This is a genomic window from Burkholderia sp. Leaf177, from assembly GCF_001424345.1.
Lineage (GTDB): Bacteria > Pseudomonadota > Gammaproteobacteria > Burkholderiales > Burkholderiaceae > Caballeronia.
On the sequence record NZ_LMPF01000025.1, the window covers coordinates 174520 to 196175 of the forward strand.

20 protein-coding genes are annotated in these 21656 nt (G+C 61.7%); 8 read left to right on the top strand and 12 right to left on the bottom strand.

Going from position 1 to position 21656, the window contains the following annotated elements:
- The first annotated feature begins 24 nt into the window (after positions 1–24).
- The gene (locus tag ASG35_RS27440) at positions 25–426 is read left to right on the top strand and encodes a PaaI family thioesterase (protein ID WP_056365144.1); all 402 of its coding nucleotides are present in this window, start codon (positions 25–27) and stop codon (positions 424–426) included.
- A 41-nt stretch (positions 427–467) separates the two neighbouring features.
- On the opposite strand, the gene ASG35_RS27445 is transcribed toward ASG35_RS27440, so the two are convergent.
- Positions 468–1604, bottom strand: coding sequence for a glutathione-independent formaldehyde dehydrogenase (locus ASG35_RS27445; RefSeq protein WP_056365147.1), 1137 nt, complete (start codon positions 1602–1604; stop codon positions 468–470).
- A 274-nt stretch (positions 1605–1878) separates the two neighbouring features.
- On the opposite strand from ASG35_RS27445, the gene ASG35_RS27450 reads away from it, so the two are divergent.
- Positions 1879–3234: an MFS transporter gene (locus ASG35_RS27450; RefSeq protein WP_056365150.1), complete on the top strand. Its 1356-nt coding sequence runs from the start codon at positions 1879–1881 to the stop codon at positions 3232–3234.
- Between the two features lie 5 nt (positions 3235–3239).
- Here ASG35_RS27450 and ASG35_RS27455 read toward each other — a convergent pair whose 3' ends face one another.
- From ASG35_RS27455 to ASG35_RS27495, 9 genes are all read right to left on the bottom strand, one after another.
- Positions 3240–4307 carry a zinc-binding metallopeptidase family protein gene (locus tag ASG35_RS27455; protein ID WP_056365152.1) on the bottom strand — a complete coding sequence of 356 codons (1068 nt, stop codon included), beginning with the start codon at positions 4305–4307 and terminating at the stop codon, positions 3240–3242.
- 152 nt (positions 4308–4459) lie between these two features.
- Complete coding sequence (locus tag ASG35_RS27460) at positions 4460–5044, bottom strand: TetR/AcrR family transcriptional regulator (protein WP_056365155.1); 585 nt, start codon at positions 5042–5044, stop codon at positions 4460–4462.
- 49 nt (positions 5045–5093) lie between these two features.
- Positions 5094–6602, bottom strand: a complete 1509-nt coding sequence (locus tag ASG35_RS27465) for an efflux transporter outer membrane subunit (protein ID WP_056365158.1) — start codon at positions 6600–6602, stop codon at positions 5094–5096.
- 2 nt (positions 6603–6604) lie between these two features.
- Entirely contained in the window at positions 6605–7594 is a 990-nt protein-coding gene (locus tag ASG35_RS27470) for an efflux RND transporter periplasmic adaptor subunit (protein WP_056365161.1), read from the bottom strand.
- Entirely contained in the window at positions 7591–7800 is a 210-nt protein-coding gene (locus ASG35_RS27475; protein WP_056365164.1) for a DUF1656 domain-containing protein, read from the bottom strand. Before ASG35_RS27475 ends, ASG35_RS27470 begins: the two co-directional genes overlap by 4 nt.
- A 37-nt stretch (positions 7801–7837) precedes the next feature.
- Positions 7838–9949 (bottom strand): FUSC family protein, encoded by a 2112-nt coding sequence (locus tag ASG35_RS27480; RefSeq protein WP_056365167.1) that lies wholly within the window; start codon positions 9947–9949, stop codon positions 7838–7840.
- Between the two features lie 6 nt (positions 9950–9955).
- Positions 9956–10480: a MarR family winged helix-turn-helix transcriptional regulator gene (locus tag ASG35_RS27485; protein ID WP_056366057.1), complete on the bottom strand. Its 525-nt coding sequence runs from the start codon at positions 10478–10480 to the stop codon at positions 9956–9958.
- A gap of 71 nt (positions 10481–10551) precedes the next feature.
- Positions 10552–12246 carry a cobaltochelatase CobT-related protein gene (locus ASG35_RS27490; protein ID WP_056365170.1) on the bottom strand — a complete coding sequence of 565 codons (1695 nt, stop codon included), beginning with the start codon at positions 12244–12246 and terminating at the stop codon, positions 10552–10554.
- Positions 12239–13450: an AAA family ATPase gene (locus tag ASG35_RS27495; protein ID WP_056365173.1), complete on the bottom strand. Its 1212-nt coding sequence runs from the start codon at positions 13448–13450 to the stop codon at positions 12239–12241. Before ASG35_RS27495 ends, ASG35_RS27490 begins: the two co-directional genes overlap by 8 nt.
- Positions 13451–13933: 483 nt before the next feature.
- Between ASG35_RS27495 and ltaE the strand changes: the two genes are divergently transcribed.
- Entirely contained in the window at positions 13934–14965 is a 1032-nt protein-coding gene (ltaE, locus tag ASG35_RS27500) for a low-specificity L-threonine aldolase (protein ID WP_056365176.1), read from the top strand.
- 14 nt (positions 14966–14979) lie between these two features.
- On the opposite strand, the gene ASG35_RS27505 is transcribed toward ltaE, so the two are convergent.
- Positions 14980–15870, bottom strand: coding sequence for a LysR family transcriptional regulator (locus ASG35_RS27505; protein ID WP_056365179.1), 891 nt, complete (start codon positions 15868–15870; stop codon positions 14980–14982).
- A gap of 103 nt (positions 15871–15973) precedes the next feature.
- Between ASG35_RS27505 and ASG35_RS27510 the strand changes: the two genes are divergently transcribed.
- From ASG35_RS27510 to ASG35_RS27530, 5 genes are all read left to right on the top strand, one after another.
- The gene (locus ASG35_RS27510) at positions 15974–16978 is read left to right on the top strand and encodes an aldo/keto reductase (RefSeq protein ID WP_056365182.1); all 1005 of its coding nucleotides are present in this window, start codon (positions 15974–15976) and stop codon (positions 16976–16978) included.
- A 125-nt stretch (positions 16979–17103) separates the two neighbouring features.
- Positions 17104–17988: an oxidoreductase gene (locus ASG35_RS27515; protein WP_056365186.1), complete on the top strand. Its 885-nt coding sequence runs from the start codon at positions 17104–17106 to the stop codon at positions 17986–17988.
- A 10-nt stretch (positions 17989–17998) separates the two neighbouring features.
- On the top strand, positions 17999–19039 hold the full coding sequence (locus tag ASG35_RS27520; RefSeq protein WP_056365189.1) for an AraC family transcriptional regulator: 1041 nt from the start codon (positions 17999–18001) through the stop codon (positions 19037–19039).
- A gap of 347 nt (positions 19040–19386) precedes the next feature.
- Positions 19387–20637 (top strand): formyl-CoA transferase, encoded by a 1251-nt coding sequence (gene frc / locus ASG35_RS27525; protein ID WP_056365192.1) that lies wholly within the window; start codon positions 19387–19389, stop codon positions 20635–20637.
- Positions 20638–20720: 83 nt separating this feature from the next.
- Positions 20721–21179 (top strand): PAS domain-containing protein, encoded by a 459-nt coding sequence (locus tag ASG35_RS27530; protein WP_056365195.1) that lies wholly within the window; start codon positions 20721–20723, stop codon positions 21177–21179.
- A gap of 51 nt (positions 21180–21230) precedes the next feature.
- On the opposite strand, the gene ASG35_RS27535 is transcribed toward ASG35_RS27530, so the two are convergent.
- Complete coding sequence (locus ASG35_RS27535) at positions 21231–21581, bottom strand: hypothetical protein (protein ID WP_056365198.1); 351 nt, start codon at positions 21579–21581, stop codon at positions 21231–21233.
- Positions 21582–21656 lie beyond the last annotated feature (75 nt).

Genomic DNA, 21656 nt, shown 5'->3' on the forward strand with positions numbered 1-21656 from the left:
TTCCGTCCGACAGGAGTTTCACCGATGTCCAATTTTGTCCTCGACAATCCGTTTCTCGAATACCTCGATGCCCGCCACGTTGCCTGGAAAGACGGTTATGCCGAGTTCCGGATGCCTATCCAGGCGAAACATCTGAACCGGCGCGGCGTGCTGCAAGGCGGCGTCGTGGCGACGCTGCTCGATGCCGCATGCGGTTATGCCGGGCTTTATTCGCCCGAGGGCGAGCCGGCGCGGCATGGCTTTACGTTGTCGCTGACGGTCAACTATCTGGATACGGGATTGGGTGAAAGCGTGACGGCGAAAGGGTTTATCGAAAGACAAGGCCGCAGCATTTTTTTCTCGCGCGGCGAGGCGTGGGTCGACGACAAGATCCTGATTGCAAGCGCGCAAGGAACGTTTAAGTCCGCAGGGCTTAGAAAAAGTTGAAAGAGCGCCGACGCACGGCGCTCTCCGTGGCATTACCTGTATTACGCCGCCGGCTTCAGCACGACCTTCGTCCAGCCGTCGTCGCGGGCGTCGAAGTGCTTGTAGGCGTCGGGCGCTTCTTCGAGCGGCAACTCGTGCGAAACGATCAGCGAAGGTTTGGCTTTATCGGCGGCAATCAGCTCGCGTAACTTGCGGTTGTACGCCTTGACGTTGGCCTGGCCGGTCGCAATGCGCTGGCCTTTCATCCACATCGTGCCGAAGTCGAACGCGAGTTGTCCCTTCTTCATGAGTTCGTCGGGCGACTTCGGATCTTCCGCCACGAACACCCCCACCACGCCGATACCACCCGTCGCCCGTACCGATTTCACGAGATTGTTCATCGTCAGGTTCGGGACTTCGTGGCCCTTGCAACTGCATTGATAACCCACGCATTCGCAGCCGCGGTCCGCGCCTTCGCCGTTCGTCAATTCGAGCACCTGATCGACGGCGGAACCATCGCTGTCATCGACAGGAATTGCGCCCATCTTCTCGGCCAGCTTCAGCCGGTCGGGATGTGAATCGACGACCATGACCTTCGACGCGCCCTTGATGTTCGCCGACATTGCAGCCATCAGTCCGACCGGACCCGCGCCGTAGATGACAACGCTGTCGCCCGGCTCCACGCCCGCAAGCACGGTGGCGTGATAACCCGTCGGGAAAATATCCGACAGCATCACATAATCGTTCTCTTTTTCCTCGGCATCGGGCGGCAGAAGCAGGCAGTTGAAGTCGCCGAACGGCACGCGTAGATACTCTGCCTGGCCGCCTTCAAAAGGCCCCATTCCAGCAAAGCCATACGCCGCGCCAGCCATTCCCGGGTTTGCAGTGAGGCAGAAACCTGTCAGGCCCTTTTCGCAGTTCTTGCAGAATCCGCAGCCGATATTGAACGGCAGGCACACGCGATCGCCTTTCTTGATGCGCTCGACGCCCGCGCCGATCTCCACGACCACGCCCAGATTTTCGTGGCCGAAAATGCGGTTTGTTTCCATATTGGTACGGCCTTCATACATGTGCAGGTCCGAGCCGCATATGTTCGTCGTCGTGATCTTGACGAGCACGTCTGTGGGACGTTCGATCTTCGCGTCCGGCATTTCCTTGACCGTCACTTTGTGAGGGCCTTCGTAGACGAGTGCTTTCATAAATGCTCCTTGAATAAGGGGCTCGCCGGATGGCGGCTCATCGTTTCCTCAGCAGTCGGCGTACCCGCTGCAACAACGTTGGCGACGCGGTAACGATGACTGGCGAGCATTCTCGCCACGCAGATTTTCCGAAGCGGCGCAGGGATTCTGTCGCCTGGGTCCTACCACTATGACGCGATCGTTCTAGGTGCCCGGTTTATGGTCGCATCTACTCAAAGGAACCCATCCAGTCCAGCAAAACAGCCAAGACCAAACCTTTTCCGGGAGTCATCGAATGTCGAGAACGTTGGAAGCCGCGCCTCCTGAAGTCGATCTGAAAACGCTGCGCAAGGTGATACTTGCAGCGTCGATTGGCAACTTCGTCGAATGGTTCGACTTCGCCGCATATGGCTTTCTCGCGACGATCCTCACGCGCGAATTTTTCCCGAGCGGGGACCCGGCCGTCGGGCTTCTGAAAACCTTCGCCGTCTTCGCCGTGGCGTTTGCATTCAGGCCACTTGGCGGGATTGTGTTCGGCGTGATCGGCGACCGGATCGGCCGCAAGCGCACGTTGGCGCTGACAATCTTGCTGATGGCGGGCGCGACCACATTGATCGGTTTATTGCCGACGTATGCCGCAATCGGCGCGTTTGCACCGCTGCTCCTGACGGTCATTCGATGCGTGCAGGGTTTCTCGGCCGGCGGCGAATATGCGGGCGCGTGCGCCTACGTGATGGAACACGCGCCGCAGCACAAGCGCGCACGGTACGGTAGCTTCGTGCCGGTATCGACGTTCTCTTCGTTCGCGGTCGCAGCGGTCGTGGCCTACGCGCTCGATGCCTCCCTTTCCGCCGATGCCATGAGCGCCTGGGGCTGGCGCGTGCCGTTCCTGGCAGCGGCGCCGATCGGCTTGATCGGCTTGTATCTGCGGATGAACCTGAACGAAACACCCGCGTTCCGCGCGCTCGAAGGCGAGCACGCCGTCGCGCACGCGCCGTTACGCGATACGCTGCGCACGCAGGCTGCGGGCATTCTGAAGCTGGGCGCGTTCATCTCCGTGACGGCTTTGTCGTTTTATATGTTCACGACGTATTTCGCGACGTACCTGCAAGTTGCCGGTCATCTGAATCGCGCGACGTCGTTGCTGATCACGGTGATTGCCCTGTTTTTCGCGGCGGCGCTGTGTCCGCTGGCGGGGCTCTATTCGGATTTCGCTGGCCGCAGGAAGACCGTGCTGACCACGTGCGTGATCCTCATCGCAACCGTGTATCCGGCGTTTTCGCTCGGCAGTTCGGGGCAGTTTTTGCCATCGGTGCTGGGCGTGGGCATGCTGGCGATCGGCGCGGTATTGTCGGGCGTGGTGACCGCTCCTTTGTTATCCGAAATATTTCCGACGCGCACACGCTATACCGCGTCCGCCATCACTTATAACCTTGCTTACACCATCTTCGGCGGAACCGCGCCGCTCGTCGCCACGTGGCTGATCACGACGACCGGCAACAACATGTCGCCGGCGTTGTATCTGATCGTGATCTCGGTGATGGGCCTGATTGGCGGAATGATGTTGCCGGAGACATCGAAGATATCGCTGCAGGGCGCTTTGCCAGCTTCATCCGATGCAACCCGGGCCGCACTCAAAGCCGTGGCGTAAGAAGTTTATTGCTGGACTTTTCCGGCAGCCGCGACCACGCGATGCACGAAGCGCAGCTTCTCGACCACCGGCGGCGCGAGCGCGAACGGGTAGGCGTCGGGCATGCCGAGGCTGCGATTCAGGCTGTTCAGCGCATACGTGAGCGGAAACCACTGCTGCATCAGGTGGTCGAACGTGGCCTCGCCGGTGAGCGGCTGCGCAACAAGCGTAGGGTCGAGCGAATTCAGGGGTGCAAGGCCGACGCCGCAGGCGCGGGCGGTATCGATGGTGTCGAAGATATGCAGGTAGTGCGCCCACGTTTCCGCCCAATCCTCCCACGCGTGCGTGGTCGCGTAGCCGCTCACGAACGACTTTTTCCAGTCCGGCGGCGGCCCTACCTTGTAATGCCTTGCGAGAGCCGCTTTGTAACTCCTGCGTTCGTCGCCGAAATTTTTTCGGAAACTTTTGATCCACGGCGTATTCGCGATCAGCCGGTCGAAATAATAGTGGCCGATTTCATGCCGGAAATGTCCGAGCAAAGTGCGGTACGGCTCGCCCATCGCCAGGCGCGTGCGTTCGCGATGCGCGTCGTCGGCCTCGGCGATGTTCATCGTGATCAGGCCGTTGTCGTGGCCCGTCAGCACGCGTTTTCCCCGGCCATCTTCCATGAATTCGAACTGCAGCCCCGTTTTGGGATTGTCCTGGCGTGAATCCACGCGCAGCCCCAGCGCGCCGAGCGTGTAGAGCAACCGCCGTTTGGCCGCTTCCAGGCGGAACCAGTAGTAGCGCCGGTTCGGCACGCCGAGGTTTGGAATGGTGTGGGTCAGGCGGCATGCGTGGCAAAGCGGATCGGAGGAATCGGCCGGCACCATCCAGTTGCACACTTTTTCGACCGCGTAGTTGTGACACGGTTTGTACAGGCCAGCCTCGCCGCGATCGGGATGACGGCTGCGCCACAGCCCTTCGCCGGCGTCTTCGAACGCGCTGATCTCTGCAAGCTCGGGGATAAATCCGAGCAGCGATTCGCAGCGTTCACAGCGGAAGTTCTCGAAGAACACCAGCTGATTGCAATGGTTGCAATGGAATGTTTTCATGAGCCCGGAGGTCGGAGTGCGCGCGTTGGTGCGCGACACAGGTCCCGTTGAGTCCGGAACGTGCGCTGGAGGCGCCGATGGCGAGGTGCAGCACACCCAAGCGGCGTACCAGAGGCGAGCGTACACCGGTTTGCGCAGCAACCTGCGTGCCGCTAGGTCAGGCGTGCATCGAGATACGCGGTCACGGCGGTCTTGTATTCATCGATGAGAAGGCGCCGTTCCCTCGCCTTCGCGGCCATATAAAGCGGCGGCAGGCCTTTTACGATCTGTAGAAGGACCTCGGCGATACGCAGCGCATCGGCGGCTGCGAGATCTTCTCGGCGATGCGCGAACAATTCTGCGAAGCGCTGCCGCAGACGGCTACGGTCGTCATCGCTGCGATTGGTCGGCGTGGATGCCGCCGATAACGCCAGATAAGCCGGATGATCGCCAATAAACCCCGTCATCAGGTCGATCAGCCGGGCGGCGAGATCTGCCGTGCTGGCGGTCCGCGCGTGTTCGACCAGCGCGCTCCAGCGCTCGTCCATGAGCGCGCCGTACTCGGTGCGCAAGGCGATGGCGAGCGCGTCCTTGTTGGGGAAATACTGATAAACCGCGCCAATCGACGCGCCCGCGCGCGCCGCGATCTCGGTCATGGTGGCGGCCTCGAGACCGCGTTCGGCGATAACGGCGCCCGCGGCCGCGAGCATGTCCTGCATGCGCTTTTCGGCGCGTTCTTGCTGGGGAATGCGTCGCATGGTTGAACGTCGGTGAAAGGGAGCCTCAGGTTACACGCAAGCGCCCGGATCAGTCAGCCGACGCCTTGACGCCGCTTGCCGCAGCGGGCGCGGCGGCAGTCCCGGTCGCCGTCGTCGTCGCCGTCGCTGTCGCTGGAGCCATCTCCCAGCCTCCGCCCAGCGCGAGAAACAGATTCACCTGATCGATGGCAACCTGTCCTTCGGCCGCCGACAACTGTGCGTTCGTCGATGTCAGCACGCGCGTCGCATCCAGATCGGCGATAAACGATTCGCGTCCGGCAAGGTAAAACCGGTGCGTCTGGTCAGCGGATTCGGCCGCTGATTTCTGCGCGGCGCGCAACGCCTCGGCACGGGTGTAATCGGCGGAATAGGTCGCGAGACTCGACTGCGTTTCCCGCAAAGCCTTGAGCACGACGCCGTCGAACTGGGCGAGCGCCGCGTCGGCGCCATATTGCGCTTCGTGGATCCGGCCGCGCGCGCCGTTCACCGGGAAAGTCCAGCTGATCAGCGGGCCGAAGCCCCATCGTGCGGTGGGTTGCGTGCCGAGGTCCTCGAGCACGCCCGTCAGACCCGCCGATGCGCCAATGCTGACCGTCGGGTACAACGCGCCGGTGGCCACGCCAATGCGCGCCGTCGATGCCGCCAGCCTGCGCTCGGCCTGACGCACATCGGGCCGGCGCCGCAAGAGGGCGGCGCCATCGCCCACGGGCAAGGGCTGCGCGATAGTCGGCGTCTTGTTGCACGCGAACACGGCTTTTGGCAGGTCTTCCGGCGAACGCGCGAGCAATGCCGCCAGTTGATATTGCGCAATCTTGCGGCGCGCGGTGTAGACAGGAATATTTGCGCTGAGCGTGGCGACCTGCGTCTGGCCGGCGGTGACATCGGGCGCATTGCCGCGTCCCGCTTGCTGCAAGCGGCGCGATACCGATACCCGCTGGCGTTGTAACGCCAGCGACCGCTGCGCGATCACGAGTTCTTCCGCCGCCGAGCAATTCTGCACATAGGCGCGCACGACATCGGCTACAACCGAAATCCGCGCGAGATCGGCGGCGGCCTGGGTGGCGTCGCTATCGGCTTGCGCTGCTTCCACGCCGCGCCGCAACGTGCCGAAAAGATCGAGTTCGTACGAGATGTTGATGCCGACATCGCCTTCGTTCGCGACCGGTATTTTCTCGAAGAGGAGATATTGCTCGGCCGATTCCTGCGCGCGCTTGAATGCTGCCGACGTCCCGCCCGAAAAGCCGCCCTGCGATTGCGCCACGCTCAACGCGGCGCGCGAACGGCCGAGGTTAGCTGCTGCCACGCGCAAATCGGTATTCGATGCCATTGCTTGCTGCACGAGGTCATCGAGGACAGGGTCATCGTAGAGACGCCACCAGTGAGTGGGCACGGCTCCAGCGCTAACCGTCGACTGACCTTCCGCGCCGTCAAGCGGTGCGTTGGCATAAGGCGCGTTGACCGCGGCGTTTTTCGGCAAGGAGTAATCGGGGCCGACGGTAAAGCACGCGGCGAGCGCGAGCACGAACGGCGTCAGTGCGAGGGCGCGCGGCATTTTCATTTTCATTTGCTCGCCGCCGGCGCAGAAGCGGCCACGCCCGTGGTCACGGGAACCACGCCGCTCGCCGTGGCCGGCGCTGACGCGGCCGAAGCTCCGCTGGCCGCAACAGGCGCGTTGCCGGACGGCGAAAGATCCCGCACCGACACAGTCGCGGTGCGTCCCGCGATCATCCGGAAATCCGCCGGCACTTCATCCAGCGCAATGCGAACCGGAATCCGTTGCGCGAGCCTGACCCAGCTAAAAGCCGGATTCACGTTCGGCAGCAAATTCGATCCCTGCACGCGATCCCGGTCCTCGATACCCGCCACGATGCTCTGCACATGTCCGCGCAAGACCGCGGGTTCGCCCATCACCTTGATATCGACTGCCTGGCCAATATCGATACCGCGCAGCTTCGTCTCCTCGAAATAACCATCGACGCGGAACGAATGCAGATCCACCACCGACAGCACCGATCGTCCCGCCGTCACGAATTCGCCCGTGCGCGGCGCGCGGTCGTTGAGATAACCGTCGACAGGACTCACGATCGTCGTGCGCTGCAAATTGAGGCGCGCGGTATCGATGGCGACTTCAGCATCGGCCAGCGCCGCTTCGGCCTGCTGCACGCGCGAACGGCTTTCCTCCGTGATTTCACGCGCAACGAGGTCGCCGAGCGTGCGATTGCGCGCGTCCTCGCGGCGCGCCTGATCGAGCGTTGCGCGGCGCTGCAATGCGGTCGCCTGCGCCTGGCGCAGACTCAGCGCGTAACGCGCCTGATCGATGACAAACAACACCTGGCCTGCTTTCACCGGCTGGTTGTCGACCACTTTTACATCGACGATCAGGCCGCCTACATCGGGCGCCACCTGCACGACGTCGGCGCGCACATGGCCGTCGCGCGTCCACGGCGCGAACATGTAATAGGCCACGAGCCGCCACAGCACGAACGCGGCAATCACCACGACGACGAGCGTAAAGAGGATCTGTCCTACGGAGAACCAGGTTTTTTTCACGGTAATAGCCGATGCGAAACAATGACCACGATGCCAAGCACAATCACGTAGATCGCGAGGTCGAAAATGGAACGATGCCAGACGAAACGGTAGAGCCCCACGCGCGCGAACACGCGCGTGATAACCAGGCAGAGCAGGTACGAGACCAGCATCAGGATCAGCACAGCCGGCAGGAAAACGCCGTAGATATCGATTTCGCCGATCATCGCGGGATGCTTATTAGAGAGGTGCACGAGAGGCGCGTCATGCCGCGGCCTCGGGTTCTGGCGGCAACGCGGACGCGACCGTTTCCGGAAACAACGAAAGACGCATGCCGACGAGCGCATGCAGCGCGTCGCGAACCTGACGGCCGGGCGGCGGCGCGCTCTGGTTTTGCGCGGCATCGGCTTCCGCCTGCACCGGACCGCCGCGACGCGTCATGCGTGTCAGGGCGGTATCGATATCCGTTTCAAGGCTTTGCGGCACCGGTTGCCGCGATCCGCGCTCGACGTTGTGCTGGAAATAAGCGCGCACGCCTTCGAGCACGCGATCCACCGACGCCAGTTCCGCCTCGCCGAGCCGGCGCCGCATGCGCCGCAAATCGAGCGCGTTGAACGCAATACGCAGATCGCGGAAACTTTCGATGGACGGATGGCGGCGGTCATCGGTGGCGGCGAGGCGCGGGATGATCTGCATCAGCCGGTCGATCATGCGCGCGGTCAGGTTCTTCTGGTCATCGACGGGACGGGTCGATGCGCTCAGCACCACGTCGCGCCAGCTCGACCGGATCAGCCGCGACGCGGCCAGTTCAGCGCCGAACGGCCGCGTCACGCGCGTCCACACGAAGGCGAACAACAGGCCCGCCGGACCCGCGAGGTTGCTGTTCATAAAGGTCAGGAAATTGGCGTCGTAGGTGCCCTGGATGCTAATGAACGTCGCCGTGTTCACGGCGGTCAGCATGGTCGCCAGGTTGAATTGCGGACGCGGGATCAACGTGCCGATCAGGATGAAGGGGATCGCGAACATGATTACGAGCATCGGGAAGTCGTGCACGGTCGGGAGAATCACGAAGAGATACAACCCGGCCAGCACGACCGCAAGACACGTATAGATGAAGAAAGAGAACACTTGCGGCGCGGGTTCGTCGAGCGCGGCGAAAAAGCAGCAGGCGACCGCCGCCAGCGTCACCGCGCCCGCGCCGTCGTTCCATCCGGATGCAATCCAGATGCTCATGGCAACGAAGATGGCGGCCATGGCCGAGCCGGCCGAAAACAGCAGCATGCCGCGATCGAAGTATTGCTGCGTGCCGCCGAGCCGCCAATGCCTGTAACGCGGACGCCACGAGCCTTCCTCGTTCGTGATGATCACACGCAGCGAACGGCAATCCTGCCAGACATCCACGAGCTGTTTCAAGCGCCACAGCGTACTCGACAGCAGCGCGCCGTCCCACGTGCGCAGGCCGTTCGCATCGGGTTGCAGGCGCGCAATGCGAGCGCGCAAGGCGTCGGCGTTCGCATCGGCATCCACGGAAGCGGAATTCGTATTGATGGGTTCGTCGAACCACTTGACGATATCGTCGAGAAGGGGCTTGAGACCCTCCGGCGGCGGGTTCTGGCCGTTGAACAAGGCCGCGAGCGGATCGCCGATCGCCGACATGATCGGCAGCAACAACTGCATCCGGCCGCGCAGCGCCTGCGCGCGCGCCAGCACGTCGGGCCGGGTGTGATCGTAGGCAAGCTGGCTCAACAGGAATTCGAGCTGATTGACCGTCGATGCCAGCCGCTGGCGGCACGCGGAAATGGCCTGACCCGACAAGCGGCCGGACAGCGTTTCCTTTGCATAGAACGCGGCGTCGCGAAACCAGGCGTCCGTGCGTTCAATCAGCGTGGGCGCGAGACGGCTCGGGAACAGCGCGCCGCCGACCACGCTCGCGCAGACAATGCCGAGCACGATTTCCTCGGTCCGCGAAACGGCGAGATCGAAGATGCCGGCCGGATTCATGACCGAGGGCAGGGCGATCAGCGGCATGGTGTAACCGGCGAGCATGAAGACATAACTGCGCGCAGTGCGGTCGTTGATGGCGAGAAACAGCAGCGTGCCCGTCCAGATTGCAACGACGGCGCTGAAAATATAGGGCGATTCCACGAACGGCGGCACGAACAGCACGGCGGCCGACGCGCCAATCATGGTTCCCAGCGCGCGATACAACGCTTTGGAACGTGTCGCGCCCACGAACGGATTCGAGACAATATAGACCGTCGCCATGGCCCAGTAAGGGCGCGGCAATTCCAGCTTGAGGCCGATATACAGCGCCAGCATGGAAGCAATGAAGGTCTTGACCGAAAACAGCCATTCGCGAGAAGTGGGGTACGTCATGGTGCGCTAGACGCCTTCTTCCGTATCGGTGCTGGCTGGAGTGGATTTTGACGGTGCCTGTGATGACTGTGATGCTTGCGATGTCTGCGATGCGGTGCCTGCAGCGCCCAGTTTAAACGCAGCAAATACGCGCAGGGTGGCTTCGAGATCTTCGCGCGTGACGTTTTGCAGCACGTCGGCGCGCAGTCCGATCAATTCTTTCTCGATCTTCGCCGTGACGCTGCGGCCTTCGTCGGTGAGGGAGATGATCTTGGCGCGCCTGTCGTCGGGATCTTCGTCCCGGCGCACGAGATTTGCCGCGCACAGTTGATCGAGCAGCCTGACGAGCGATGGCCCTTCAATACCCGTCATTTCCGCCAGCACCACTTGTCGCACAGGCGCGTCGAGCCTCCCCGCGATGAGCAGCGGCGTAGCGCAAGCTTCGGAGACGTTGTAGGCCGCGATCACGCTCTGGCTGGTTCGCCGCCATTGGCGGGAAGCGATCACGAGCGCGCTGCTTACGGATTGTCGGAGAACATCGATTGTCGGCATGGCGCGCATTGTATTTCGCCGACAATTCGTTAGCAAGCTATTGAATTATATTTTGGGGTCGGAGTTGCGTTTTAGCCGCGTTTTGCGAGAAGGAGTTTGCTCAGGACCGTAAAAGCCATCGTTGGAAGTTCATCGAGTTTTCTCACAACGATGTTATGCGCATAAAACTTTTCTACGGCGTCGTCGAGCAGGCCGATACCTACAAGCTCGATCCCCGAGGCCGCGATCTCTTCGATGCGTGCACGTAAATCAGTCCGCAAGATGACCGGATGGCCGTCGCCGGTGGCAGGGTAGCCGTCGGATAGAACCATCAAAATGCGGCGGTCGGCGCGTTGGGCCATTAAGCGCTCGGCCGCCCAGACTAACGCTTCGCCATCGGGATTCTCGTGACCACAGTCGATAGCACTCAGGCCAGCTGGATTATTCGATCCAAACCGCTTGTAAATGCGCAAGTCCAGGCGTTCCAGCTTGCGGTTGTATCGACCTAAATCATTGCCATTGGCGAGCATGTTCTCGTAAAGCGCTCGCATTTCCCGCGATTCCACCGAGCTATATCCCAGCACTTCGCATTTGAACGACAACTGCATCAGCGCGTCGCACAGCGCGGCGGCGCACAGGCGCGCCAGATCCATTTTCTTGCCCGCCATCGAGCCGCTAAGGTCGATGAGCAACGTCACCGCGGCATCGCGCCCCTCTGTTACGCGCTTGACGCGAAATGGCGTCCGATACCCCGGCGACACGACGAGCTTCGCCAGCGCCGGCCGATCGATCTCGCCGCGTTCCTGCTCGCGTTTCCAGCGCGTTTGTTCATCGGCCTTCAGCGCGCGTTCCAGACGCGCGGTGAGCGGCGCCGTTTCCGCCCGGGCGAGCGCGCGGAGGTTTCGCCATGCCGCTGGATCGCCTCGGCCGGTAAGGTCGGTGATGACATCGAAAGCCGTTGTGAGCGGGATCGAGAGGCGGGGCCGGCCGTCGATCAGATCGACAGACATTGATGCGGCGGCCGATTGTGCTTCGGATGCTTGCGCGGCGGCGTCTGACGGCGACTGTGCGGTCGTGGTTGCGCTATCGGCAGCTGCGTCCGTCGACTCATTTTGCGATGCCGCGTCAGGATCGCCCGTGGCTTGCTCGGCGTCGAGCGTCTGGTCGGCATCCGCCGTGAACATCATGGTATTGACGCCGCCCGCGCCCAGAGACCTGATCCGTGCAACGAGCGCGTGCGCGCTTTCAATGCTTTCCTGCGTGGACCGGCTGGTCCGCGCGCGTTCCAGCGCGTCGCTCACCGCGCCGAGCGTTGCCATAAGCGCCGGCGTGCGCTCCGTGACCGCGGGCGTTTCGCCCCACAGCACGCCTTCTATCATCCAGATCAGCTTGTCGCGCCAGGACAGCTGCGGCCACCGCGCGTGGATGGCGAACGCTTTCTGCGCCCGCAACTTTTCGATATACCGCCGCGCGCCCGGATAATCGGTGAACAAACGCTCGCAGGCACGCCGGTCGTCGATGACTTCGGCGAGTTGCCGCGCCGGATCTGAAGGCAGGGCGCCGATCTGGTCGATGACGGAAAACTTCCAGCGCGCTGCCAGCAGGTCGAGCTGGCCGGTGAGGGCGTCCGAGTCTGGCGAATCCGGCCCGGGCTCGGGCAGCACGATGCGTTCACGCTCTATGCGAGCCGGACCTGTGTCGAAGGACACGGTCACGCCGTATCGGCCCGTCAGGACACGCGCTAGCCGGCTTAACGAGTCAGGCGTGAGTTGGCGCGGTTCATTCATCGAACGCAATGTGATGCCGGATGATGCTGCGAATCAGCGCCGCGTCTTCCGCGCTTACTTTCGAATAGATGGCGGGACCGGCAGCACGCTCCGGATCGCCGGAACGCAGCATCAGGTCGGCCCAGTCGAGCAGCCGACGAGTGGAAAATGCGCTTGCGAGATCTTCGCGCGCGAACGCGGCGCGGCAGTCGGCGGCGATCGCGGCGAGCGTGTTCGCCATCGACCGCGTAATACGCTCTCCGAGCGTGCGCATCAGCACTTCGGCTTCTTCGTCCGGCGACAAATAATCCATCAGATACACGCGCCATCGATCCAGAAAAGCTTCGTTCATCAGGTTCGCGCCTTGATACAAATGCCGGTAGACACTCATTGCGCCAACGGCATTTGCGGTCGCGAACAGCCGGAAGGACGGATGCGGCGCGACCAGTTCGTTGCCCTTTTCCTTGAGCAACAGGCGTCCGTGCGGTTCGAGCACGGCAGTCAGCACGGCGAGAATCGATGGTTCGGCGAAGTCGATTTCATCGACCACGAGCCAGAGACCTTCGCGCATTGCTGTCGGCAATACGCCGTCCACCCAAAGCGTTTCGCCGCCTTTGACGGTCCAGAAACCGACGAAATCGCCGATGGTCGTTTGTCCGTTCATATTCGCCCGCAGCACGCCGTGTTGCGAGCGCGCGGCGACTTGTTCGATCAGGCTGGTTTTCCCTGCGCCAGTGTGTCCGATCAGCATCACGCGCCGGTTTTCGACAATGTCCTGGAGGATGTCGGCGAAGCGCTCGGGGAAAATATAGGCGGGATTGAGGCGTGGAACGAGCGGACCGGCGGCGCCCATCGGCATTTCGACGTTGCCGATCAGCGCGGCGGCGCGGTCCGGTTGGATTGACTTTGGGAGCGGCGTGTTGCTAACGGACGCCACGCGCCTGAGATCCTTGAGAAACGCCGCGCGTTCTTCAGCGGCCACTGTCTCCTCAGCCTCGCCAGGGCGCAGGAAACCTTCACGATGCCATTTCTGGAGCTTTGATTTCAGGTTTTCGAGATCGACCACTGTATCGATGTTCGCCAGCGCCTTTCCACGACCATGTTCAATCCGATACATCTGCGGTCTGTCAGAAAGCGTTACGCGCCACCATTCGGCCTCTTGTCCGGTCGAGCGCTCGTAGCAGCCGGTGTGGGGATCGTCTTGAAGTTTATCGGGCGCGTTCATGGGCTTGGAAAGGATGTGGCGGACTTTCAGAACTTTACACGTTCGGCAAACCCTGGGCCCAGAGTTACTTCAAGAAATCCCTTGCGAAATGTTCTCTAACATGATGATTATGAACGATTAATTTTATATTAAGAAAAAATATCAATAAACGACTGCAAGTATCTGAGCGAAAACAGAAATCAAGCTTTTTTGGTGGCGGGCCTTCAAGCGTTACATGAGGATTGGTAACTACTTCATGTAATGTCTGAAGTTAATTTTTTAACCCATTGATAATCATGACTATCGACCGATAAACATAATGTTGTTTCGAGATAAAGATTACAAGCCATTGACTTAGATAAGATTTGATCGAAACTCGCCAAATTCTCACCCCATCGAAACCAGTTGAAGTTCCGCGCCCAAACCTCTGATCTCTTTTATGACCCGCACAACGTCAATACATCCGCAATGGCAAAATAGCCGCTCCACGAACCAGGAGCCGCAATGAGCATCCCGATCCAGCACGATTTCCGCAGCGATACCGTCACACGACCCGGTCCGGCCATGCGTGCCGCGATGGCATCGGCGGAAGTTGGCGACGACGTTTTCCGCGATGACCCAACCGTCACGCGCCTTGAGGAAACGCTCGCTGAACGCTTCGGCAAGGACGCGGGCGTCTTTCTGACTTCGGGTACGCAGTCCAATCTCGTCGCGCTGATGGCGCATTGCGGACGCGGCGATGAGTTCATCGTGGGCCAGCAGGCGCATGCGTATAAATGGGAAGGCGGCGGCGCGGCAGTTCTTGGCAGCATCCAGCCGCAGCCGTTGAACAATCAGGCGGATGGATCGCTGGCGTTGCAGGACATTGAAGACGCAATCAAGCCCGACGATTCGCATTTCGCGCGCACGCGGCTTCTGGCGCTGGAGAACACGATCGGCGGCAAGGTTTTGTCGCACGAGTACATGGAAGCGGCGACCGCGCTCGCGCGCCGGCACGGACTTGCGACGCATCTGGACGGCGCTCGCGTGTTCAATGCGGCTACGGCGCTCGGAATGCCTGTCGCGACGCTCGCGCGGCCGTTCGATACCGTGTCCGTGTGTTTATCGAAGGGGCTGGGCACGCCGGTCGGCTCGGTACTGGTCGGAAGCGCGCCGCTGATTGCAAAGGCGCGGCGCACGCGCAAGATGCTGGGCGGCGGTTTGCGGCAGGTCGGGATTCTCGCGGCGGCCGGGCTTTACGCGCTCGAACACAATGTGGCGCGTCTCGCCGACGATCACGCGAACGCGAAGGTATTGGCCGAAGGGCTGGCATCGTTCAGTCAGCTCAAGGTGACGATGCCGGACACGAATATCGTGTTTGTCGAAGTCGATAGCGCGATTGCGGAGAGTTTTTCAGCGCATCTGGCGGCGCGCGGCATCGGTATCACATCGGCCTATGGCGCAACCAAACAGCGCTGGGTCACGCATCTGGACGTGGATCGGGCGGCGGTCGAAGACGCGCTCGACGCTGCCCGGTCATTCTTCGCCAGCCGATAAAACCCGGCGTACCGTCACTCTTCCTTGATGAAATCGATGAACGCTCGCAACGGCGCGGGCATGTGCATGCGGCTCTGGTAGTACAAAAACGGTCCGGAGAAGTGCTCCCACCAGTCGTGGAGCACGGGTACGAGCGTGCCGCTGTCAATGTGCGGGCGCAGGAATTCATCGAAGGTATAGATCATTCCCAGGCCGGCCTTCGCGGCGGCCACTTCCAGTTCGAGCGTCGATGCCACCAGCGGTCCCTGCGGCGTGAATCGCACATGCTCGCCGCCTCGCACGAAGCTCCATGCCGCCAGCACGCCGCTAGGAAATTTGTGGCCGATGCACGCGTGTTCAAGGAGTTCGCGCGGATGCTCGGGCCAGCCATGGGCATCGAAATAGGCGCGTGAGCCCGCCGCCACGAAATGCTGCGTGCGCGGCCCGATTGGCACAGCGATCATGTCGCGCTCGAGACGTTCGTCGTAGCGAATCCCGGCATCGAAACCGGCTGCGAGCACGTCGATAAACGTGTCGTTCGATACCACTTCCAGCTTGATACCCGGGTGCGCCGCCAGGAACCCGGTGACGATGGGCGGCAGCACGTGCTTGGCGACGATCGTCGGCACGTTCAGGCGCAGCGTTCCGGTCGGACTGTCGCGAAAGCTGTTGACCGCGTCGAGCGCGCCGGCAATCTCGCCGAGCGCCGGTCCGAGCCTTTCCATCAGCCGCTGTCCGGCTTCCGTCACCGTCACGCTGCGCGTGGTCCGGTTCAGCAAACGCACGTCAAGTCGCGCTTCGAGACGGCGGATCGCCTCGCTCAAAGCGGACGCGGAAACACCGCGCAAACGTGCCGCAGCCCGGAAACTGCGGACTTCGGTGACCGCCATGAAGGCGCTGAGATCGGAAAGGTCAGGGTCGTTCATTGTGCGTATTGTCGTACAGCCCGTTCTGTGGAGGCCGGATTGTCGCACGGCCAGGCCGCTCGCATACTCCTCTCACCGTATCTACACACACAGAGGAATCGACATGGAACAACGCCAGCTTGGCAAGACCGGACCGCAAGTATCTGAATTCGGACTCGGCTGCATGGGCATGTCCGGCATGTACGGACCGTCGGAGCGCGGCGAGAGCATTGCCACGATCCACGCCGCGCTCGACGCGGGCATCAATCTCATCGATACCGGCGATTTCTACGGAAGCGGCCATAACGAAGCGTTGATCGGCGAAGCGCTGAAAGGCACGAAACGGGACGCAGCCGTCATCAGCGTGAAATTCGGCGCGCTGCGCGATCCGGGCGGCGGCTGGGTTGGCTACGATGCGCGGCCCGCCGCCATCAAGAATTTCCTCACGTATTCGTTGCAGCGTCTCGGCGTGGATTACATCGATATCTATCGTCCCGCGCGACTCGATCCGAACGTGCCGATAGAAGAAACCATCGGCGCGATCGCGGATATGGTGAAAGCGGGCTATGTGCGGCACATCGGCTTGTCGGAGGTTGGCTCGGAGACCATCCGGCGTGCGGCGGCCGTTCATCCGATCGCCGATTTGCAGATCGAGTATTCGCTGCTTTCGCGTGGTATCGAAGACGATATTCTCGATACATGCCGCGCGCTCGGCATTGGCGTAACGGCATATGGCGTGTTGTCGCGCGGGTTGATCAGCGGGCATTGGCAGGCGGCGCAAAATCTGGCGGGCACCGATTTTCGCGCGCATAGCCCGCGTTTCCAGGGCGAAAACGCCGAGCGTAATCTGAAACTCGTCGATGCCTTGCGGAAAATCGCCGAAGCAAAAGGCGTGTCCGTGGCGCAGATCGCCATTGCGTGGGTTGCGGCGCAGGGCAAGGACATCGTGCCGCTGATCGGCGCACGCCGGCGCGAGCGCCTGACCGAAGCGCTGGGCGCGCTGGATGTCACGCTCGACGCCAATGATCTCGCCGCCATCGAACAGGCCGTGCCGAAGGGCTCGGCGGCCGGCGACCGTTACGCCGCGGCGCAAATGGCAAGTCTGGACAGCGAAAAGAACCGCGGTTAAGCGGTCGCGTCAGCCTGGCGCGATCCGATTGCACGTTGGCGCGATCGGATTAGTGCCGCACAGCATGCGCTCCTAGAATCGGTGAACGGATCACCCATCGTTCACTGATAAAAAGGAAACACGTCATGTCTTCAGTCTGGCTTATCACCGGCAGTTCCCGTGGCATCGGCCATGAGCTGGCGAAAGCGGTTCTGGCCGCGGGTCATCGTCTGGTCGCGACCGCGCGTCGTCCGGAAGATCTCAGGGCGCTCGTCGAGCAATATGGCGAACGCGTGCGCGCTGTCGCGCTCGACGTCACCAATCCCGTCTCGGCGCGCGCCGCGGTGCAGGAAGCCGTCAGCGCGTTCGGCCGGCTCGATGTCGTCGTCAACAATGCGGGCTACGGCAACATTGCATCGATCGAAGAAGGCGACGACGCCGATTTCCGTGCGCAAATGGAAACCAACTTCTACGGCGTCGCCAACGTGACGCGCGCCGCGCTGCCGGTCCTGCGCGGCCAGCGCAGCGGCCACATCATCCAGGTTTCATCGATAGGCGGACGCGTCGGCTCGCCCGGACTTGCTGCGTACCAGTCGGCCAAATGGGCGGTCGAAGGCTTCTCCGAGGTACTCGCCAAGGAAGTCGCGCCGCTCGGCATCAAGGTGACCATTGTCGAGCCGGGCGGTTTCCGCACGGACTGGGCAGGTTCGTCGATGACCATTCACACGCCCGGTCCCGATTACGCCCAGAGCATCGCGCCCTTGCTGGAATACCGCGCGTCGCACAAGCCCGTCGGCGATCCGGCGAAAGCGGCGCGGGCGATCCTGAGTATCGCGGAAGTGGATGAACCGCCGCTGCGCCTGCTGCTGGGGAGCGACGCCGTGCATATCGCGGAACAATTGCACGAGGCGCGCGGCGCGGCCGACGCAAAATGGCGCGAGCTGAGCATGTCCACCGATGCCGACGATGCCACGGGTTGGCGCGGTGTCATCGATAAACTGGAAATCGTGAAGCAGAAAGAAATCAACTAGATCAACGCGCATGAAAACCGACGGCGTTCCCATCAGTCCTGCTCTGATCGCCCGGCTCGGCACGCTGGGCGTGGACGTCGCGCGCACGTTCCGAACGGCCGGGATTCCGTGGCCGTCGCCGTCTTCGGGTAATGCCGGGCAGCCGCGCTTGCGTGTCAGCACGCAGAAGTACTTCGCGTTGTGGGAGGCCATCGCGCAGGTGAGCGGCGATCCGGCGATCGGCTTGCGCATCGGCGCGGAAACGGCGCATGGGCAACTCGACATCATGTCGCTCGCCGCGCTGCATTCCGTCGATTTCCGCGATGCGCTCGCAAAACTCGGCCGCTACAAGCGCTTGAGTTGCCCGGAAGACGTCATCGTGGATATCGACGGCGCCGAGGCGTCGGTCACGTTCCGCTGGCTTCTCGCCGATGGCGCTATCCCCGATCTCCTCGCCGATGCCATGTTCGCATCGGCATTGGCGTTGGCTCGCCGCGGCTCGGGCGTGGCGATCAAGCCCCGTCGTGTGGAGCTGACGCGCAGGGCGGCAAACCGCGCGATGTTCACGCGCCATTACGATTGCGATATCGTTTTCGACGCGCCTCAGGACGTGATCGTCTTCGATACCACCACGCTCGCGTTGCCCTTTGTCACGCACAACGCGGATTTGCTGGCGGCTGTCTTGCCTCAACTCGATGCGGGTATCGCCGAGTTGAGCAAAACGCAGACTTTCTCCGATCACATCGAGGAGGTAATCGCGCGGACCATGCGCGGACAGCGTCCGAGCGTCGATGCACTCGCGCGCGAGATGGGGATCAGTTCGAGGACGCTGCAAAGAAAGCTCGCGCTCGATGGCGTGACTTATCAGCAATTGCTTGATCGGGTCCGCAACCGGATCGCGCGGCGATTACTCGGGAGCACGGATCTGGGCGCGGGCGAGATCGCGTGGTTTCTGGGATTCGAAGAGGTCAACTCGTTCTCGCGGGCGTTCAACCAGTGGGAAGGCGTGACGCCGCAAAGGTGGCGCGTGGGTGGAGACGCCCGGTCCACCACTACTGACGTTCGAAACTAACCCGTCTGCACTCTCAAGCGCTGTTCGTCTCAACCGCGAAGCGCGAATACATCTCAATTTTCCCCCTATTGCATCGCACCAGTAAAAAAGCGGCGCCCTCGGACGCTGCGGCTTCGTGCCGTCTGTTGCAACGCATCAAGCTTCGACCAAACGATAATTATCCTTGACTAATACTGTGTTCGGAATATTGTATATCACAAGAAACGACGGTCGCCTTCGAACGATCGCGCCAACAACTCTGCCTCGAAGAGGAGACAAACCTTCCTGCCAAGCACTTCGCGCCTCTCTCTTCCCTTTGCGCTTTTCCAACACACCAACTAATCCAGTCAGTCAGGAGACAAAAAGCCATGACCAGGCCTCTCGAAGGAATCAAGATCATCGACTTCACGCACGTTCAGGCCGGCCCGGCTTGCACGCAGTTGCTCGCGTGGTTCGGTGCGGACGTGATCAAGGTCGAACGCCCGGGTTCCGGCGACGTGACGCGCACGCAATTGCGCGATATCCCGGACGTAGATGCGCTTTATTTCACGATGTTGAACAGCAACAAGAAGTCGCTCACGCTCGACACCAAGAAGCCGGAGGGCAAGGAAGTGCTGGAAAAGCTCATCCGCGAATCGGACGTGATGGTCGAGAACTTCGGCCCGGGCGCGCTGGACCGGATGGGTTTTTCCTGGGATTACATCAAGGAACTGAATCCGAAGATGATCCTGGCGTCGGTCAAGGGTTTCAGCGACGGCCATCATTACGACGACCTCAAGGTCTACGAAAACGTCGCGCAGTGCGCGGGCGGATCGGCATCGACGACAGGTTTCTGGGACGGTCCTCCGACCATCAGCGCAGCCGCGCTCGGCGACAGCAATACCGGCATGCACCTGGCCATCGGCATTTTAACGGCGCTGATTGGCCGCGATAAAACCGGCAAGGGCCAGAAGGTGGCGGTATCGATGCAGGACAGCGTGCTCAATCTTTGCCGCGTGAAACTGCGCGATCAGCAGCGGCTGGATCGCCTGGGTTATCTGGAAGAGTATCCGCAATATCCGCACGGCGAATTCAGCGACGTCGTGCCGCGCGGCGGCAATGCAGGCGGCGGCGGGCAGCCGGGCTGGGTGCTCAAGTGCAAGGGCTGGGAAACGGACCCGAACTCGTACATCTACTTCACGATCCAGGGCCACGCGTGGGCGCCGATCTGCAAGGCGATCGGCAAGCCGGAATGGATCGACGATCCGAAGTACAACACCGCGTCCGCCCGTCAGCCGCATATCTTCGACATCTTCGCGACCATCGAATCCTGGCTCGCCGATAAAACCAAGTTCGAAGCCGTCGATATCCTGCGCAAATTCGATATTCCGTGCGCCCCGGTGCTGACCATGAAGGAACTCGCCAACGATCCGTCGTTGCGCGCGAGCGGCACGATCGCGGAAGTGCCGCATAAGGAACGCGGCTCGTACCTGACGGTCGGTAGCCCGATCAAGTTCTCGGACATGAAGCCGGAAATCACGGCGTCGCCGTTACTTGGCGAACACACCGACGAAGTGCTCGCAAGCCTTGGCTACAGCAGCGAGCAGATCGGCAAGCTGCACGACGCCCAGGCGGTCTGATCGTCTGACTTCGGCGCTGCGAGTGCTGGGCCGGCTCGCAGCGCCGCACGATGCAACGAGGATGTCCCGAGGATGCCCCGACCATGAATAGCGCTGTCAATACAACAACATCCCCAATCGATTTTGAGCAACTGGTCAGTGTCATTGGCGACGCGATCGTGATTTCCGACGCAAGCGGCGCCATCACGCTCTGGAATCCCGCAGCCGAGCGCATGTTCGGATTCACGCCCGAGGAAGCGCTCGGCAATTCGCTCGACATCATCATTCCCGAGCGGCTGCGAGGGCGTCATTGGACTGGCTACGAAAAGACGATGGCAACCGGCGAAACGCGCTACGGACACGACGTGCTGCGCGTTCCTGCCGTGCATAAGGACGGACGGGCGCTGTCGATTGCGTTCACGGTCGCGTTGCTGCATTCGGCGGGACAGGACGCGGTGGTAACGGGCATTGTCGCCGTCATCCGCGATGAAACCAGCCGGTTCAACGAAGAGCGAAACCTGAAGAAACGTCTGGCCGAGCTGGAAGCAAAGCCGGGCGCTTGATGAAAGCAGACGAAACGGCCCGCTGACAAACAGCAGGCCGCTTCCGATGAATCAGGCCGCCGCGCGCGCGACGTCGTACTCGGGACGCCACATCTTGGCGCCGCGGGTGTCGTCGGCACGAGCGATGGTCGTGGCACGGCAGGCATCGTAGTAAGCGTTTTTCTTGTCGACGATCGCCTGGCAGAGGAATTCCGCGCTGTAGGCCTTCAGCAGATGCGGGCAGTGGACTTCGATGTATCGCGCAATCCGCGCCTGGTCGTTCGGCGCGCCGGAAAGCGCCTTGAGTGTATCGGCGTCCCAGCGAAACATCAGGTCGAGTTCTTCGAACGCGCTGTTGTACGCGCACAGCTGGGTTTGCAGTTCGCGCTCGTCGGCGGCGATGGTGGCTTGTGAACGGATCATGGTCGTCTCCTGGTTGGCCGTGTTGCTTGAATGCAGGATAGGAAAAATGATCCATAGACGATAGTCACAGTTTTT

Bases quoted from the DNA above. Each gene is read 5' to 3' on its own strand.
- ASG35_RS27440 (WP_056365144.1), top strand. From the start codon at position 25: ATGTCCAATTTTGTCCTCGACAATCCGTTTCTCGAATACCTCGATGCC.
- ASG35_RS27445 (WP_056365147.1), bottom strand. From the start codon at position 1,604: ATGAAAGCACTCGTCTACGAAGGCCCTCACAAAGTGACGGTCAAGGAA.
- ASG35_RS27450 (WP_056365150.1), top strand. From the start codon at position 1,879: ATGTCGAGAACGTTGGAAGCCGCGCCTCCTGAAGTCGATCTGAAAACG.
- ASG35_RS27455 (WP_056365152.1), bottom strand. From the start codon at position 4,307: ATGAAAACATTCCATTGCAACCATTGCAATCAGCTGGTGTTCTTCGAG.
- ASG35_RS27460 (WP_056365155.1), bottom strand. From the start codon at position 5,044: ATGCGACGCATTCCCCAGCAAGAACGCGCCGAAAAGCGCATGCAGGAC.
- ASG35_RS27465 (WP_056365158.1), bottom strand. From the start codon at position 6,602: ATGAAAATGCCGCGCGCCCTCGCACTGACGCCGTTCGTGCTCGCGCTC.
- ASG35_RS27475 (WP_056365164.1), bottom strand. From the start codon at position 7,800: ATGATCGGCGAAATCGATATCTACGGCGTTTTCCTGCCGGCTGTGCTG.
- ASG35_RS27480 (WP_056365167.1), bottom strand. From the start codon at position 9,949: ATGACGTACCCCACTTCTCGCGAATGGCTGTTTTCGGTCAAGACCTTC.
- ASG35_RS27485 (WP_056366057.1), bottom strand. From the start codon at position 10,480: ATGCCGACAATCGATGTTCTCCGACAATCCGTAAGCAGCGCGCTCGTG.
- ASG35_RS27490 (WP_056365170.1), bottom strand. From the start codon at position 12,246: ATGAATGAACCGCGCCAACTCACGCCTGACTCGTTAAGCCGGCTAGCG.
- ASG35_RS27495 (WP_056365173.1), bottom strand. From the start codon at position 13,450: ATGAACGCGCCCGATAAACTTCAAGACGATCCCCACACCGGCTGCTAC.
- ltaE (WP_056365176.1), top strand. From the start codon at position 13,934: ATGAGCATCCCGATCCAGCACGATTTCCGCAGCGATACCGTCACACGA.
- ASG35_RS27505 (WP_056365179.1), bottom strand. From the start codon at position 15,870: ATGAACGACCCTGACCTTTCCGATCTCAGCGCCTTCATGGCGGTCACC.
- ASG35_RS27510 (WP_056365182.1), top strand. From the start codon at position 15,974: ATGGAACAACGCCAGCTTGGCAAGACCGGACCGCAAGTATCTGAATTC.
- ASG35_RS27515 (WP_056365186.1), top strand. From the start codon at position 17,104: ATGTCTTCAGTCTGGCTTATCACCGGCAGTTCCCGTGGCATCGGCCAT.
- ASG35_RS27520 (WP_056365189.1), top strand. From the start codon at position 17,999: ATGAAAACCGACGGCGTTCCCATCAGTCCTGCTCTGATCGCCCGGCTC.
- frc (WP_056365192.1), top strand. From the start codon at position 19,387: ATGACCAGGCCTCTCGAAGGAATCAAGATCATCGACTTCACGCACGTT.
- ASG35_RS27530 (WP_056365195.1), top strand. From the start codon at position 20,721: ATGAATAGCGCTGTCAATACAACAACATCCCCAATCGATTTTGAGCAA.
- ASG35_RS27535 (WP_056365198.1), bottom strand. From the start codon at position 21,581: ATGATCCGTTCACAAGCCACCATCGCCGCCGACGAGCGCGAACTGCAA.